13 protein-coding genes and 1 tRNA gene are annotated in these 14,400 nt (G+C 32.3%); 3 read left to right on the top strand and 11 right to left on the bottom strand.

Going from position 1 to position 14,400, the window contains the following annotated elements; all coding sequences use genetic code 11:
• Window positions 1–14: 14 nt before the first annotated feature.
• From WOO_RS00540 to rpsL, 5 genes are all read right to left on the bottom strand, one after another.
• Window positions 15–87, bottom strand: a tRNA-Trp gene (locus WOO_RS00540).
• A gap of 14 nt (window positions 88–101) precedes the next feature.
• Window positions 102–1,274, bottom strand: a complete 1,173-nt coding sequence (gene tuf / locus WOO_RS00535) for an elongation factor Tu (RefSeq protein ID WP_014868768.1) — start codon at window positions 1,272–1,274, stop codon at window positions 102–104.
• An 11-nt stretch (window positions 1,275–1,285) separates the two neighbouring features.
• Complete coding sequence (gene fusA, locus WOO_RS00530; RefSeq protein WP_014868767.1) at window positions 1,286–3,352, bottom strand: elongation factor G; 2,067 nt, start codon at window positions 3,350–3,352, stop codon at window positions 1,286–1,288.
• A gap of 21 nt (window positions 3,353–3,373) precedes the next feature.
• On the bottom strand, window positions 3,374–3,853 hold the full coding sequence (gene rpsG / locus WOO_RS00525; protein WP_014868766.1) for a 30S ribosomal protein S7: 480 nt from the start codon (window positions 3,851–3,853) through the stop codon (window positions 3,374–3,376).
• A gap of 5 nt (window positions 3,854–3,858) precedes the next feature.
• Complete coding sequence (rpsL, locus tag WOO_RS00520) at window positions 3,859–4,233, bottom strand: 30S ribosomal protein S12 (protein WP_014868765.1); 375 nt, start codon at window positions 4,231–4,233, stop codon at window positions 3,859–3,861.
• Window positions 4,234–4,562: 329 nt separating this feature from the next.
• On the opposite strand from rpsL, the gene WOO_RS04090 reads away from it, so the two are divergent.
• Window positions 4,563–4,721, top strand: coding sequence for a recombination protein O N-terminal domain-containing protein (locus WOO_RS04090; protein WP_232500375.1), 159 nt, complete (start codon window positions 4,563–4,565; stop codon window positions 4,719–4,721).
• Window positions 4,722–5,888: 1,167 nt separating this feature from the next.
• Here the strand turns inward: WOO_RS04090 and WOO_RS00510 are convergent.
• From WOO_RS00510 to WOO_RS00490, 5 genes are all read right to left on the bottom strand, one after another.
• Window positions 5,889–6,647, bottom strand: coding sequence for a cell division protein FtsQ/DivIB (locus WOO_RS00510; protein WP_014868764.1), 759 nt, complete (start codon window positions 6,645–6,647; stop codon window positions 5,889–5,891).
• Between the two features lie 11 nt (window positions 6,648–6,658).
• A complete protein-coding gene (locus tag WOO_RS00505) occupies window positions 6,659–7,573 on the bottom strand; it encodes a D-alanine--D-alanine ligase (RefSeq protein WP_410543190.1) in 915 nt (304 codons plus the stop codon).
• A 1,668-nt stretch (window positions 7,574–9,241) separates the two neighbouring features.
• Entirely contained in the window at window positions 9,242–9,619 is a 378-nt protein-coding gene (locus WOO_RS00500; protein WP_014868761.1) for a cytochrome c-type biogenesis protein, read from the bottom strand.
• 10 nt (window positions 9,620–9,629) lie between these two features.
• The gene (locus WOO_RS00495; RefSeq protein WP_014868760.1) at window positions 9,630–10,652 is read right to left on the bottom strand and encodes a hypothetical protein; all 1,023 of its coding nucleotides are present in this window, start codon (window positions 10,650–10,652) and stop codon (window positions 9,630–9,632) included.
• Between the two features lie 10 nt (window positions 10,653–10,662).
• On the bottom strand, window positions 10,663–11,010 hold the full coding sequence (locus WOO_RS00490) for a ferredoxin family 2Fe-2S iron-sulfur cluster binding protein (protein ID WP_014868759.1): 348 nt from the start codon (window positions 11,008–11,010) through the stop codon (window positions 10,663–10,665).
• A 124-nt stretch (window positions 11,011–11,134) separates the two neighbouring features.
• Here WOO_RS00490 and murD point away from each other — a divergent pair, with 124 nt between their 5' ends.
• Both murD and WOO_RS04240 read left to right on the top strand, forming a co-directional pair.
• Complete coding sequence (gene murD, locus WOO_RS00485) at window positions 11,135–12,475, top strand: UDP-N-acetylmuramoyl-L-alanine--D-glutamate ligase (protein ID WP_014868758.1); 1,341 nt, start codon at window positions 11,135–11,137, stop codon at window positions 12,473–12,475.
• A 901-nt stretch (window positions 12,476–13,376) separates the two neighbouring features.
• Entirely contained in the window at window positions 13,377–13,508 is a 132-nt protein-coding gene (locus WOO_RS04240) for a hypothetical protein (RefSeq protein WP_255325505.1), read from the top strand.
• Window positions 13,509–13,795: 287 nt separating this feature from the next.
• Here WOO_RS04240 and rsmD read toward each other — a convergent pair whose 3' ends face one another.
• Complete coding sequence (gene rsmD / locus WOO_RS00480) at window positions 13,796–14,344, bottom strand: 16S rRNA (guanine(966)-N(2))-methyltransferase RsmD (protein WP_014868757.1); 549 nt, start codon at window positions 14,342–14,344, stop codon at window positions 13,796–13,798.
• Window positions 14,345–14,400: the final 56 nt, after the last annotated feature.

The raw sequence follows: 14,400 nt of genomic DNA, 5'->3' as shown, positions 1-14,400 counted from the left end.
GCAACATTATAATGCAGGAGCGGTAGGGATTGAACCTACAACCTCTGGTTTTGGAGACCAGCGCTCTACCAATTAAGCTACACTCCTATAGCTAAAACTTTCTACTCCAAAATTTCGGAAACAACACCAGAACCAACAGTTCTACCACCTTCTCTTATCGCAAAACGTAATCCCTTATCCATTGCTATCGGTACCTGCAATTCTACTTCTATGCTCACATTATCTCCTGGCATTACCATCTCTTTCCCTTTCAGCAATTTTATACTTCCTGTCACATCTGTAGTTCTTATGTAAAATTGCGGCTGATAATTTTCAAAAAATGGTGTATGTCTCCCTCCCTCTTCTTGCTTTAATATATATACTTCTGCCTTAAACTTTTTATGCGGTGTTATTGAATTTGGCTTTGCCAACACTTGACCTCTTTCTACTTCTTCTCTTTTCGTTCCTCTTAGTAATACCCCTACATTTAATCCAGCACATCCCTTATCTAGAGACTTCTTAAACATTTCTACTCCTGTACATATTGCCTTTCGTGTCGCTTTTAAACCTACTATTTCCATCTCTTCGCCTGTTCTTATTTCTCCCCTTTCTATTCTTCCTGTTACTACTGTTCCACGTCCTAGTATTGAAAATACATCCTCAATTGGCATTAAAAATGGTAGATCCACAGGTCTTGGTGGAACTGCTACATATTCATCTAACTTTTCCATCAATTTTTCTATTGATCTCTTTCCGTATTCACTATCTTCACTTTCTAGCGCTTTTAATGCAGACCCAATCACTACAGGAACATCGTCACCAGGAAATTCATACTTACTCAACAATTCTCTGACTTCCATTTCCACTAAGCCAATTATATCGTGATCAGCTACATCAGCTTTATTTATATATACAACGATATATTTAACACCAACTTGTTTTGCAAGTAATATGTGCTCTCTTGTTTGCGGCATTGGTCCATCAACTCCAGACACTACTAATATAGCTGCATCCATCTGTGCTGCACCTACTATCATATTTTTCACATAATCAGCATGCCCAGGACAGTCAACATGTGCATAGTGTTTCTTATCTGTTTCATACTCAACATGTGCTGTTGCTATCGTTATTCCCCTTTTTCTCTCTTCAGGTGCTTTATCTATTTGATCGTATGCTACGAAATTTCCATAATACTTTGTTATCGCAGCTGTTAACGTTGTTTTCCCATGATCGACATGTCCTATTGTTCCCACATTTACATGTGGCTTACCAAATGCTTCTACTATTTGTGCCATAATTATTGTCCTTAATTGTACTTTAACTTATCAACCACACATTGTGGCACTTGTTCATAACAAGAAAAATGCATACTATATTGAGCTCTTCCTTGAGATATAGAACGTAAAACATTTATATAGCCAAACATACTTGCAAGAGGTACTAAAGCAAGGATTATAGCACTATTATTATGTGTTTCCATGCTTGAAACTTGCCCTCTTCTACTGTTTACGTTACCCATAATATCACCCATATACTCTTCAGGTGTAATAATTTCAACTTTCATTATAGGCTCTAATATCTTTGGACTAGCCTTATTTGCCATTTCCTTAAAGGCGCCTTTAGCAGCTAACTCAAAGGCTAAAGGACTTGAATCAACTTCATGAAAAGCACCATCAATAAGAGTAGCCTTAAAATCAATAACTGGAAAACCAGAGATTATGCCGCTTTCTTTTATCAATTCTAAACCATTTTGCACGCTAGGGATATATTCTTTTGGAATTACACCACCTACAATTTTGCTTTCAAATTGAAATCCAGAACCGGCTTGGAGAGGTTCAAATAAGAGCTTTACCCTAGCAAATTGACCAGCACCACCAGATTGTTTTTTGTGAGTGTAATCAATCTCAACAGATTTAGTAATAGTTTCACGGTATGCAACTTGAGGTGCACCAATATTAACATCAATATTAAATTCACGCTTTACCCTATCTGTAATAATTTCAAGATGCAACTCGCCCATGCCTTTTAATATAGTCTGACCACTTTCTGTATTTATTGACATTCTTAATGAAGGATCTTCTGCAACTAATCTGCTTAAAGCAATACCTAATTTTTCCTGGTCTGAAGTGGTTTTAGGCTCTATAGCAATTTCAATAACAGGTTCAGGAAATTCCATACGCTCTAATAATATAGGAAAATTTTGTGAACATAAAGTGTCACCAGTAATTGTTTTTTTCAGTCCGACTAAAGCAACTATATCTCCGACCTTAGCTTCACTTATATCTTCCCTGTTGTTTGCATGCATGAGCAGCATTCTGCCAATCCATTCATTTTCATTTTTTCCCGCATTCAATACAGTAGACTTAGATTTTAATTTACCGGAATAAATACGAATGAACGTTAAGCTGCCCACGAACTTATCTGTCATCACTTTAAATGCAAGAGCAACAAATTTTTCCTGCTCTGAAGGCTTAATTACAATTTTTTTCTCTTTGTTTTTAGGATCAGTCCCAACAATTTCGTTAACGTCAATAGGAGAGGGTAGAAAATCAACTATACTGTTTAAGAGTGGCTGTACTCCTTTATTTTTAAAAGCTGACCCGCATAACACCGGAACAAATGTTCCTTTAATAGTCCCGCTTCTCACACATTTCTTCAACAACTCTACCGGTAAATCATTGAATTCAAAGTAAACGTTCATTGCTTCATCATCCATTCCAGCTGCAGTATCTAATAAAAGACTTCGGTACTCTTGTGCCTTGTCAAGCAAACTAAAAGGAATATCTTCATAGAAAAATTTAGCACCTAATGCTTCTTTTTCCCATATAATAGCTTTCATAGAGACAAGATCTATTACGCCTTTAAAATCCTTTTCATTCCCTATTGGCAGCTGAATGATTAAAGGCACTGCTCCTAGCTTATTTTTAACCATATCAACACATCGATGAAAATTTGCTCCTATTCTATCCATTTTATTGATAAAACAGATGCGGGGAACATTATACTTATCAGCTTGACGCCAGACAGTTTCAGATTGAGGTTCGACTCCTGCAACTCCGTCAAATACGGCAACTGCACCATCCAAAACTCTTAAGGATCTTTCAACTTCGACAGTAAAGTCAACGTGCCCAGGAGTATCTATTATATTGATTTTGTGACCATTCCAGAAACAAGTTGTAGCAGCGGATGTGATTGTAATACCACGCTCTTTTTCCTGCTCCATCCAATCCATAGAAGCTGCACCATCATGCACTTCGCCAATTCTATTTTGTTTACCAGTATAAAATAAAATACGCTCTGTTGTGGTAGTCTTGCCAGCATCTATATGAGCCATTATACCTATATTTCTATATTCAGATATGTTAATTTCCATATTACTATTAATTAATTAACATTAAAAGCTAAGATGGGAAAAGGCTTTATTAGCCTCGGCCATTTTATATTTTTCTTCATACATCTTAAATGCACCACCGCGTTTATTGTAAGCATCTATGATTTCAGTTTGTAGACAATCAGTAGAATTTTTTCTACTTTTTTTTCGAGCTGCAGAAGCAGCTTCTGCAATCCACCTTAGTGCTAAAGAAACTGCTCTATCCTTTCTGACCTCAACAGGTACTTGATAAGTTGCACCGCCAATACGACGAGGACGTACTTCTATAGAGGGGGTAACATTTTCCACTGCCGTTTCAAAAATTAGTATTCCGCTTTCCTTCATTTTTTTTTCAGCTGAAGATAGAGCATCATAGACAATTTTTTCTGCAATGGACTTTTTACCACATTTCATAATTATATTGATAAAACGCGTTAATAAAACACTACCGTAATGTGAATCAGGACTTATTTTTCTCTTTTTTGCTTTATTCCGACGAGCCATAAATTTTAACTAGATTTTTTTACACCATATTTTGAACGAGCCTTTTTCCGATTTTGTACACCACGCAGATCAAGAGTACCTCTTATTATGTGATAGCGTACACCAGGTAGATCTTTAACTCGTCCACCTCGTATCAAAACGACTGAGTGCTCCTGTAAGTTATGGCCTTCACCAGGTATATAAGCTGTTACTTCACCATATCCACTAATCCTTACTCTAGCGACTTTACGTAGTGCTGAATTAGGTTTTCTAGGAGTTGTAGTATACACTTTAGTACAAACGCCTTTTCTCTGAGGATTATTTCTTCCTAAGGCAGGAACCTTTTTCTTACAGAGTAACTTTAATCTACCTTTGCGTACTAACTGATTTATCGTAGGCATACATTAAAAACTTAGGCTCATTAAAACAATTTAAGTTCTAATTATAAAATAATAAACCCCAATAGTCAATATAAAAATAAACATTATTATTCTAATAATTTTATCTTAACTTATACGGTTGCTGTCCAATAAAAGACTTAAATTTTGTGAAATCTTTTAAAACCTAAATGGGATTTGCTTGATAGGATCACAAGAAGATGATAATCTTTTAGTTTCACAATCTAAGAGCACTTCTTGATAATATTTTCCTGAGCTTGGAAATATAGTTTTTTGCTGCACCAGCTTTACTACCGTATAATGTTATACGGTCAATAGATTAGTTGTTCAAAATGAGATGTAAAGATGGAGGTATTATTATTACTTTTAAAAAGTATGGTGATAAAGACTTGATTCTTTCTCTGTTTACAAAAAGTCACGGAGAGTGCAGGGAATTAAACAGGGCAAAACACATAACAGCAATCATAAGTTTTAAACAGGTAATCTATTAAATCTATTACATGCGGAATGGAGTACTAAATTACTGAAAACCTAATTTTTTTAATGTGGATTAATTGAATCTTCACTCTATTCTATTACTATCCTTCAGGATGGGTTGAAAAGTAGAGAAATAATCTTGTTTTATGCTATATGATAACCTTTGATATTTTATTATGTAATCAAGCACAACAGTAAACCTTGGTAAGGTTGTTATCTTAATTTGAAGCTTTTGCTATACATAATTTGGGTTTAAGCTAGATCTATCGAAGTGCGTTGTGACAAGTACTAAGGAAGACTTACAGTTTATTTCTCAAAAAACTGTTAAGGTAGTGTTAAAAAAAAGTAGGAGCTTACTAGAAGATAAACCTCTACTTTTCCCGCAAATATTGTATGAAGTATATAATAATAATCTATAAGATAGTTACTCATATATCAAGAATTTCAATCAGGGCTAAAAATCACAGGGTATTATTTTTAATAAATATCTGTTTTTACAGCTAAACATGAGATTTCCAGAGTCGAGAGACCTTATGCTTTTGCTCTAATAGAGCTCTTGCGTAATTTTTGGCAGTATGTTTGATTCAAATGGAAACTGCTTGGTAAAGCTTGTCTTCCTATTGCGATAATAAAGGTGTTCAGTTATTCTTTAATCTTCTGTGCGGATTGAACAGCGTAAGTATTATGTAGTTGGTGTCTTGTGCTTAGTTTTGTGAACTATATTTCCTTTATATCTTTATTAATTTTACCTAACTTTCTTAGGTTTCAGAGCTGAAATGCGCTTATAAGTTGTTCAAGGTAGTATAAGATGATAATTTTACAGATTAGAGAGGGTGAGCAACTATTTACTATAGGAGATTTTCTGTTTTTTTGTTTAGTAATTTTTTTACAAGATATTTATAATTACTTTTAATTGTAAGTGAACATCTGTTTTTCAAAACGGCGTTATCCAGCGTATAGAGTTGGAATCTATGTTTCTTTTTTTTTTTGGATCTTAGTATCACCTACTTAAGTAACAGGGAAGAGATGTTAGAACGACAAAAAAAGAAGGTATTGGTGGTACAACATTAAGACTATTTGGAGTTATCATTATAAAGTAGCATAAAAAACTAAATCTTAGCATTGTACGCTTGGCAACAATGATCATAAAGAAACTAGTGTTATGTTTGAATGACAGCAGATCACCTACTCATAAAGATTTTATCTGTAATACGCATATCAATTATGCTCCAGTTGCTAAAGGTGAAATCAGTCGTACTTTGCAAATGGTTTAAATAATTCCATGCTCTGTAAGGGTTATCTTTGGGTAGTTTTACTGTAGAGACGTTATCAAGTATGACGTTCCATCTTTTATTTTCTATATAAACACAAGAAGAAATATGGCTGCTCAATTGAGTTTTTCTTTCTAGTATATTTTTAATGAATTCTAGATTTGATAACGAATTTTGTCCTGTGATTACAACGAGGTTATCTATTGGATAGTTATCTGCAATCACTTTACCTTCAGAATTAATTACTGAAGTTTTATTATCGTTACTCCATAGGGCAAAGGGTTTATGTTCGCCTACATTAATATATAGGGTATTGGGTAAAATTCTATAAATTCTTACGTATTTTATCCATTTGCTTATGGACTGTATGCTATCAGCAAGCTTTGAAAGTGATACATATATGATTGGTTGTGTTTTATTTATCAAATTTAAAATGTCCTTTTCATTTGTGAATTTGTTACCAGTGATGACTACTTCATCAATTGAAAATCCGTTACTTAGCAATAAATTGGATAAGCGATCGTTATACCAAGTAAAATAATAATTAAGTTGACTTGTGGTTTTGTTAAGTACTCTATGGAGTACTGATATAAAAAAGAGCATTATTATGATAAATAAAGCACATTTACGTAAAAAATTCTTTTGGCTTCTGGTAATATTGTTCAGCATTTACTTAACCTTTAATATTTTTGTGTTGTTTCAACGATAATTTGAACTAATTCATTAAAACCAATTCCTTTTGTTAATTTTGCAATTTTTGGTACTAATGATAGCTCAGTAAGGCCAGGATGTGTATTAATCTCAAGCATTTTTAAAGCTTCATTTTTAGGATTATAGCGAAAATCCGAACGAGATATAGTTCTGCATTCTAGAAATCGATGGATTTTCAATGCATGTTCCAAGGTCATTTTATATATATTATCAGGAATTTCAGCAGGAAATATGTATTCTGCAAGTCCGCTTGTATATTTTGCTTCGTAATTATAGAATTTATTTTTTGGTCGTACTTCCATAGTGCCGATTGCTTCATCTAGTAACACAGCAGTTTGTAATTCTATACCTGGAACATATTCTTCTATGATCATCCTTTCCATGATAGTAGAACTATTATCTTTTAGATTTAGGTAATCTTCATGCGAGGAAATTATGTGCACGCCTATGCTTGAGCCTTCGTTGATTGGTTTTAGGACATACGGATAATCAATTCTGATGTTGTTTTTCTGTATATCTTCTCGATTAATTATGTACCCTTTTGGGGTATCGATACCGAGGTAGTGAAATATGTGTTTAGACATTTCTTTATTCATGGCAATAGACGAAGCCATAACTCCAGAGTGGGTGTATTTTATACCTAAGATTTCTAATAGGCCTTGAATGCAGCCGTCTTCACCGTAAGGTCCATGTAGGGCGATAAAAGCAAGGCACGGGTTAATTTTTTTTAGCTTTTCAGTAATATTGTTGTCAACGTTTATTTCTATTGCCTTATACGAAAGGCTATCAAGCGCTCTTTTCACTGCTTTTCCACTCATTAATGATACTTCTCTCTCGCAAGAAGGCCCACCAATCAAAATTGCTATAGTCAGAGGCATAAGCACTCTTAGAAGGATTTTATTAATTATAATTGCATATATGAACTTGTAAATAGAAAAAAGATTGTCTCGAGGTTTGTAGTTTATTGCTACTACTTCTTCAAGCTCACCATAAAAAACTGCTTGTGTTTATTCAATGTTGCAGACAGAAAAATTAGTATCATAATCATAAACGTTAAGGTTAACAAAGCTTCAGATTTGAAGATATGCTTATTATAAAAGCTCTAAAATAAGTATATAATTTAATGCAAATGTGCTGAGAATTTTGCTATTGCTTATGTTAGGGTAATATTTTCAAGTGTACTCATCTCTTTTGTGTGAATCCTGTATAATAATTGCCCTCAAATATCACTAAGTTTTTTTGTCGTGAAGACTTCAGCTATTATTAACAGCAGAAAGAATAAGCAAACACGTGCAATGAATAATTTAGATTTAACGATGTGGGAATCGTTCCTATAAGAATCAAGCAGACTAAAAAAAATATAATAGTAAGACTGCTAATAACATATGCTGTAATATATCTAGTTATTCCTTGCATAGTTTGAACTCAAATAATGTCTCTACTGTAGGGTTATAATCAGTTACTCTATTTTTGCAATTTTGTAGTGAAAGAACTGCTTGCATTGATCAAATGCTGCAGGTATTAGAATCAATATTGGCAGGATAAAGAAACAAGTCAGAAATATAAGTTATTAACCATAAAAGCGCCTTAAGAGTACTTCTCATCACTGTCTATATATAGAGAACAACGTTTTTAAGTATGCTTGCTTTTTATGTATACATGAACAGCAATTTTTCTGAAACTCAACCAAATCTTGTTATCGTTAAGACTTCTAATGCTATATATGCTAAATTTTCTAATAGAATATCTAAGTTTTCTAGTATTTCATATCATTCTTATATAAGAAGTTGTTCACAAAATGGTAAAGTTGAAGAAAATTCCTTTTTACCATGACCTTAGTTACAGCAAGATATAAAATTTTTAGTAGATGTTGTAAACAAATTTTATTTCTTTGATAACCTTTTGTTTCTGTTGATCTAAGTAGAAGACCTTTCTGCAACCTCATCTTAGATGTATTTTAAAATCTTTATTATTCTTATTAATAGCACCTTTTAGGTGGTTATATCTCTGTGTGTATCTAAAGTCTACTATGCCTTTTTTCCTGCCTTTTTATTTTTCTATTCTCATCGTAGCCTTTAGCTCTACTTTTTCTGCTGTTTTGACAGATTTACTTTCACTTATAGAGGCTTGGCTATTTATTTCTTTCTATTTTTCTCTTAACTATATTCGAGAATTCATAATTTAATTTTTTAAGGATTCTCTACTTCTTCTATTTCCTAAATTGTCAATTCACTGCTTTTCATAATGGAAAATTGCATAATTAGTACCTCCTACATTGGTATTTTGTACGTAGTGTGTGCAAAATTGCATTTAATATTCTTCTTTTGCTATGTTTTAATGATCTCCTTCATTTTTTGTATAAATACTCTGAAATATTCTTTCATTCTGACTCATTCCCTTTTACCTCAATCTATTTATCTATTGGATATTTTTCCTCATTTCTCACTCACTGTTCTATTGCTATATACTACCTATATTACTTGATTTGTAGTTAATTTCTAACAAGCAAAAAATTAAACATGTCTCCATAAAATCATAGGAATTAAGGTTTATTACCGGATGTGTTTTCGTATCAAAAAACACCCTATTAGTAAAATAGTGAGTGGAATAAACCACAAAATATAGGTGCTGGGTTTTATAGGTGGAATAGTTATAATTGAATTTCCATAGGAATTTTTTAGCTCTAAAATTATTTGTTTGTCAGTATACCCATTGCTGATTTTTCTACGAATTGCTTTGCGCATATCATATGCAATTTGAGATTCGGATTCAGATAGCGACTCACCAGAACATATTGGACACTTTATTATTTTAAACAAATTAGTTGCTCGTTTCTCCATGACTTTGTCTCTGAGCTCATCATCCAAAGCAAAAGCATTAATATTCAAGCAAAATGTTAATGTAAAAAGTAAGTTAACTGCCGTTCTCATTTTTAGCTAGCTAAGTAATTTTATCTAATTGGTTCATGAAATCAGTGATGGATAATTTTCCAATGAAACTTAATCCTACATCATTGTCATATTTTATTGAAAAATTAATATTGCCATCAGTTGTTTTTTCTGATAAAGAAAATATTAATTTTTCAAACTTATCTAAAATTTTTGAGTCGTTAGTCATAAACGAAATCAATTCTTTATAGTTTGATATGGATACATTGATTTTGTCTTTAAATGAGGATGTAACTAAATCATAATTGTTTATTCTACCATCTGCAGCAATAGCAAAATTATTGCTCTGAATTAAAAATTTTTCTATGTTGAAATTAATTCTTGCAGCTGAGATGTTGTTTATAAACTCGTAATTAAATTTAGTATCAATACTAAGATACCTTTCAGGATTTGCAGTATTCTTATATCGATAAGTATAAAAATCAAATTCTAGCTTATTATTTCCACTCAATTTTTTGTCGAGATGAAATTGAATATAATTACTTTTACCATTCACCTCAGTTATAACACTTTGCTGATTTTTTGAGTTAGGTAAAACATCACATTTTAATCCATAGTCTTCATAACGAAGTGTATCTATATAGTCTATTATATTACTACTTCTATTAAACCGCAACAAAGATGGTAAATCGTTTAGCTTGGCAGTGAAATGATTGTTATTATTTGTGTGACATTTTATGTTTTCTTTCTTATCACTAGAAGTAGCAATGCTGACCTCATTGCTTGGTATATAAATATATACTGATTTATCAAACAGTCTGTTTTTTATTAACAAAGTATCAGACGATATGGTTAATTGTTCGTTGGAGAATTTTGGATTTGTTATGTGGAAAATTAAGCTAGAAGGGAATCCGCTAAAGTCATATGAAATATCAAATTTTTCATCATTAATGTATAGTATTGTTCCAGCTAGAAGATTTTTTGTTTTACATGCAGAAAAATACCAAAAACTACTATATGCTGTAGGAATAAACAGGAATAAAGAGATGATAATGTAGATAAAGACCTTACGCATAGCTAATTGTTTATTTGTCTAGTGATATATTTCTTGTATTCCTTGGTATGGCTACACACAAACCGTCGATGTCTTTTGTAATTTTTATTTGGCATCCAAGCCTTGACGTCTCTGTTAAGCCGAAAACTAGGTCTAACATGTCATTTTCTTCATCAGATATGGGATTATGTGTTTCTACAGCATCATAAAATTTTGGATCAACAATTACGTGGCACGTAGAGCAAGCGAGAGAGCCTTCACACGCGCCTTCAAGCAAATCTGGGTCGCTTCTGTGAGCTAAATTAAGCAAAGTTTCTCCCTCTGTAGCCTCATATCTTTTCTCACTTCCACCAGGTAAAATAAAAGTAACAGATGGCATATTACTTTCCTATTGAAATCCTTGCTAATTTTTCTGTATTCTACAGGTAATAATTAATATTTGCAAACTCTTTGCGTTCAGCTTATTAACAACTTATATAATGTCTTTTTAACTAAAACAAGTAATGCAACTGGGCAAGTATAAAAATCAAAGTGTTGCGGTTTTTGGTCTTGGTAAGACTGGTTTATCTGTTATTAATGCTCTAGTAAACTGCGGTACAAGAACATATGCATGGGATGATAATGAGGAACAAATAGTGAATGCAAAAGCAATATATAAAGAATGTAGTTTTATTCATCCTAAGGAGTATAATTGGCATGAAATAAGAACGCTAATATTAAGTCCTGGAATAACGATTTCGTATCCAACGCCGCATTGGATAATAAAACTTGCAAGAAACTTTGACTGCAAAATAAAATCAGATATCGAACTATTTCTTGAAGGTAAAGCTAAAAACCAGAAGGTAATAGGTGTCACAGGAACAAATGGCAAATCAACCACTACATCCTTAATAGGGCATATATTAAAATCTGCAGGAAAAAAAGTAGCTGTTGGTGGAAATTTGGGTGTTCCTGTTTTCGATCTGAACAGGAATACAGAAATTTGTGTCATTGAATTCTCCTCTTTTCAGTTGGAGCTAATTAATGAAGTTAATTTGGATATCGCAGTGTTGCTCAACATTACACCAGACCATATAGATAGACATGGAAGTATGGAAAATTACATAGCGATTAAATCAAAGCTGATAAATGGTAGTAGGGTTGCTGCTATAGGGTGTGATAGTGAAATTACTGCTGGTATATTTAACAAATTCACTGGAAACAAAGTTCCCATCTCAGCTTCAATGTCGTTTCAGTATCCAGATACTGGAATACACTTAGAATTAGAGAATCATGTAAGTGATGTAAAGATAAACTTAATATCCAACTCAGAAAACGTAGCAGCTGCGTGTACTGTATGTAAGCTGCTTAGAGTAGATAGCAATATTATTATCGATGGAATCAAATCCTTTTCAGGATTAAAACATAGAAATGAGTTACTTGGTAAAATAGCAAATGTTCTTTTTGTGAATGATAGCAAAGCAACTAATGCTGAATCGAGCGAAAAGGCAATTTTATCTTATAAAAACATATATTGGATTGTTGGTGGGAAAAGCAAAGATGGTGGTATAGAATCACTAAGAAAGCATTTTGCAAACATTAAAAAAGCCTTTCTTATTGGCGAGTCAACTGAAGCTTTTGCAAATACTATGGAAAATAAAATAGATTTTGTAAAATGTTGCAGTCTGGCAAACGCATTCAAACTGGCTTTCAAGGAGGCTATAAACAGCAAAGAAGAAATAACTGTATTATTTTCTCCTGCATGTGCTTCTTTTGACCAGTGGAAAAATTTTGAAGAACGCGGTGAAGCATTTTGTAGAATGTTTAAAAGTTTTAGGAATAATTACATATACTGTTTAGTGTAATGTTACGTAGGAAAAGATAAGATAAAGTTAATAGTAGAAAGTTAGTTAAGATCCTTTTATTTGAAGGAGTAAGTCAATGAAACCTTTGTTAAAAGTATGCACAAACCTTAATCTAGCTAAGTTGCTTTTGTAAATTTTGAAACAGAATAATGTAGCACTTTGAAGTGCATAGCAAGGAGTTTAAATAGCTTGATGGAAATTGAACTATGAGGAATTTTTTAATTTAGTGGATATAAAATTAGAGAGTCAATAGAATTAGTTGTTTAGATACATTTTTCAAACTACGCTGAGCTAAACTACAGAGTTTTTAATGTTTTACTGTTTTTTGTATATCAAAGAAAGTGATCATGAGATTAAGCTTTTACGTCGACGGTACTATTAATTTTAGCTACAGTATGCTTTGTTGTACTTTGCTTATGGATATTTTTTAATTTTATTAAGAACAAGTTTATTATATACAAAATTAAAAGCTTATTGGAAAATGAGGTTAACCCTGAGTTGGTAAAGCTCTATAGAAAAGAGCTTGTAGGCGAGTATATAGACCAAAAGTTGAAAAAGATATGGAGGATATTGTAGAGTTACTTTTGGAGAGCAAGAAGATTGTAGCGCTATATAAATTTTTAATAAATGGTAAGAAATTAATTTAGGTCAGAATGGCAATGGTAAACGTGCTGCTTGTAAATGATGTATACTTAAAAATGTGATTTTAAATACTAACTCTCTTAGAAGAGGAAGTTGCAGCAGAAGTTTTAAAGAGATTTGAAAATTAGGCAATTTATTTAACACTGATTTATAACAATTCTTATAGTTCATTTAAGGATACAACTAATAACTATCCCCAATAGGATAGGAGATTTTTTTCACAAAGTGGCTTCTTACAAAATTTTTGAATTTTTGGTTCATGCATTGTGAATTAGGATTTAATCTGCGTAAGGTTATGGAAAATACAAAATGTCCTGTATTAATTACTGGCAGAGAAGGTGACACTGTGATTTCGTGGAAAATGCGACTTGTTGCTAAGCTTAGCGATTAGTTTACTCAAGAAAGATTCAGAGAAAATATGTTGCTTAAATATGGGTTTAAAATACCTTGTAATGATAAAGATAATATTCATGTTGCTCATAAAGAACATTTAGTTTGTTGTGGGAGTGAAAAAAATACGAAGAAAAAGAAAATAAATTTATTAGTGATACACATGAATATTTAATAAATCGTAAACTTAATAAAAACTTAAATAAAATACTTGTAAAATAAGCAAATCCTCTAAAAATTTGATAAAAATAGAACTGAAACCTAATTAATAGAGGGATATATACAAACTTAAGTTGATAAAGAAAGAAAAATTATTTTGGCTATTCCATAAGTACGTTCTAAAATTATATTAAAGTTTTTATTATATTCAAAATTTTCGTTTTTCCTAATTTCGAGAATTATCAATGCATCATCACTTAACCAGACTGAATTAACTAATCCATCTAAAGTTGGGTAAGCTAGATTACTATTGTAGGGTGGGTCTATAAAAACTATGTCGCATTGTGAAATGATTTTTGGTAACTGGCTAGCACTGCAACAAATGAGTGTAATATTGTCTGTAATACCAAAATCTTTGGCTGTTTTTTTAGATAATTGCAAATTATAATAGTCTGAGTCTACCATAAATGCATGTTTGGCACCTCGAGAAAGTGCTTCAAATGAAAAAGACCCACTTCCACAGAATAAATCAAGCACATTTAGATTATAAATAGGTTTTTTTGAAGAAAGTATATTAAATATTGCCTCTCGGACAACGCTCATAGTTGGCCGTACGGCTAAATGCTTGCCTGTGGCTATTTTTCTTCCACGATACTTTCCTGCAATAATACGCAGCATTCTAAAAGAATTCTAAAATAACTAATTATTTAATGATATGTAATTAATGTCAATAT

The sequence above is a fragment of the Wolbachia endosymbiont of Onchocerca ochengi genome (assembly GCF_000306885.1).
GTDB lineage: Bacteria > Pseudomonadota > Alphaproteobacteria > Rickettsiales > Anaplasmataceae > Wolbachia.
Note: the sequence above shows the minus strand (reverse complement) of the source record. Positions and strands in the feature narration are given on the sequence as shown.

What these genes read in the sequence shown, in the direction of transcription:
- murD (WP_014868758.1), top strand. Translation starts at nt 11,135, where the DNA reads ATGCAACTGGGCAAGTATAAAAATCAAAGTGTTGCGGTTTTTGGTCTT.
- fusA (WP_014868767.1), bottom strand. Translation starts at nt 3,352, where the DNA reads ATGGAAATTAACATATCTGAATATAGAAATATAGGTATAATGGCTCAT.
- WOO_RS00495 (WP_014868760.1), bottom strand. Translation starts at nt 10,652, where the DNA reads ATGCGTAAGGTCTTTATCTACATTATCATCTCTTTATTCCTGTTTATT.
- WOO_RS04090 (WP_232500375.1), top strand. Translation starts at nt 4,563, where the DNA reads ATGAGATGTAAAGATGGAGGTATTATTATTACTTTTAAAAAGTATGGT.
- WOO_RS00490 (WP_014868759.1), bottom strand. Translation starts at nt 11,010, where the DNA reads ATGCCATCTGTTACTTTTATTTTACCTGGTGGAAGTGAGAAAAGATAT.
- rpsG (WP_014868766.1), bottom strand. Translation starts at nt 3,853, where the DNA reads ATGGCTCGTCGGAATAAAGCAAAAAAGAGAAAAATAAGTCCTGATTCA.
- WOO_RS00510 (WP_014868764.1), bottom strand. Translation starts at nt 6,647, where the DNA reads ATGCTGAACAATATTACCAGAAGCCAAAAGAATTTTTTACGTAAATGT.
- tuf (WP_014868768.1), bottom strand. Translation starts at nt 1,274, where the DNA reads ATGGCACAAATAGTAGAAGCATTTGGTAAGCCACATGTAAATGTGGGA.
- WOO_RS04240 (WP_255325505.1), top strand. Translation starts at nt 13,377, where the DNA reads ATGCATTGTGAATTAGGATTTAATCTGCGTAAGGTTATGGAAAATACA.
- rsmD (WP_014868757.1), bottom strand. Translation starts at nt 14,344, where the DNA reads ATGCTGCGTATTATTGCAGGAAAGTATCGTGGAAGAAAAATAGCCACA.
- WOO_RS00500 (WP_014868761.1), bottom strand. Translation starts at nt 9,619, where the DNA reads ATGAGAACGGCAGTTAACTTACTTTTTACATTAACATTTTGCTTGAAT.
- rpsL (WP_014868765.1), bottom strand. Translation starts at nt 4,233, where the DNA reads ATGCCTACGATAAATCAGTTAGTACGCAAAGGTAGATTAAAGTTACTC.